The sequence below is a fragment of the Burkholderia sp. Ac-20365 genome (assembly GCF_017104715.1).
In the GTDB taxonomy this organism is placed as follows: Bacteria; Pseudomonadota; Gammaproteobacteria; order Burkholderiales; family Burkholderiaceae; genus Paraburkholderia.
The window spans coordinates 1-1,583 of record NZ_JAAGPI010000094.1 but is presented as its reverse complement, the minus strand read 5'-3'; the positions used below and the strand labels follow the sequence as shown (position 1 = coordinate 1,583).

1 protein-coding gene is annotated in these 1,583 nt (G+C 62.5%); it reads right to left on the bottom strand.

Annotated elements, in window-relative coordinates:
- Nucleotides 1-1,583, bottom strand: a 1,583-nt coding sequence (locus G3O01_RS44715) for an acyl-CoA dehydrogenase (protein WP_205813898.1), incomplete at both ends; no start/stop codon positions are given.

The following is a 1,583-nucleotide window of genomic DNA, read 5'->3' as shown; positions in this document are numbered from 1 at the left end:
GCGAAGAACTGCGCGGTGGCGAGTTTCGCGCCGTAGAACGACGGGTCTTGCGCGTGCTTCTGCTGTGCGACGAGCATCGCACGCGCCATCTGCCAGCCGCCTAGCACGATGCCCGCAAGCTTCAGATACGGCACGCTGCCGGCGAATACCGCGTTCGGATCGGTCTTCGTGTTTTTGACAACATAGCTGACCACCGATTGCAGCGCGTCATGTCCTCGCGACAGATGTTTCTGCATTGAATCGAACGCTGCGCCCTTTTGCTGCTTCAGGGCTTCAACGGTCTGCGCGATCTGGGCAAGCAGTGCGTTTGCCACTGCGCCACCGTCGCGCACCGTCTTGCGGCCCACGAGGTCATTGGCCTGGATAGCCGTCGTGCCTTCGTAGATCGGCAGGATGCGCGCATCGCGGTAGTACTGCGCGGCGCCCGTTTCTTCGATGAAGCCCATGCCGCCGTGCACCTGCACACCGAGGCTCGCTACATCGACCGAAAGCTCCGTGCTCCAGCCTTTCACGATCGGCACCAGATATTCGTAGATCGCCAGATGTTCGGCGCGTTTCGCTTCGTCGGGATGATGGTGCGCGATATCGCAGTGCGATGCCGCGACGTACGCCAGTGCACGCGAGGCTTCCGTGAGCGCGCGCATCGTGGAGAGCATGCGGCGCACGTCCGGGTGATGAATGATCGACACCGCCTGTTTCGCCGAGCCATCCACCGGCCGGCTCTGCACGCGGTCCTTCGCATACGCAACCGCCTTCTGATACGCGCGATCCGACACGGCTACGCCCTGCATCCCCACTGCGAAGCGAGCCGCGTTCATCATGATGAACATGTATTCGAGGCCACGATTCTCTTCGCCGATCAGGTGACCGATTGCGCCACCGTGATCGCCGAACTGCAGAACCGCCGTCGGGCTCGCCTTGATCCCGAGCTTGTGTTCGATCGACACGCAGTGCACGTCGTTGCGCTCGCCCAGTGAGCCGTCTTCATTGACGAGAAACTTCGGTACGAGGAAGAGCGAAATGCCCTTCACGCCTTCGGGCGCACTCGGCGTACGCGCGAGCACCAGGTGGACGATGTTGTCCGCCATGTCATGCTCGCCCCACGTGATGAAGATTTTGGTGCCGAACACCTTGTACGAGCCATCACCCTGCGGCTCGGCGCGCGTGCGCACCAGCGCGAGATCGGAGCCGGCCTGCGGCTCCGTGAGATTCATCGTGCCTGTCCATTCACCGGAGATCAGCTTCGGCACATAGGTCTGCTTCTGTGCTTCGCTGCCCGCCGTGAGCAACGCTTCGATCGCACCGTCGGTCAGCAGCGGACACAGCGCAAACGACAGGTTCGACGCATTCAGCATCTCGATACAGGCCGTCGCGATCAGCTTCGGCAGCCCCTGGCCTTCGTATTCGACAGGATGCTGCACGCCCTGCCAGCCGCCTGCAGCGAACTGGCGAAAGGCATCGGCGAAACCGGGCGTCGCCGTGACATGACCGTCTTTCCAGCTGCTTGGATTCCTGTCGCCTTCGACGTTCAGCGGCGCCAGCACCTCGCCGCACAGCTTCGCGGATTCTTCGAGCACGGCCTG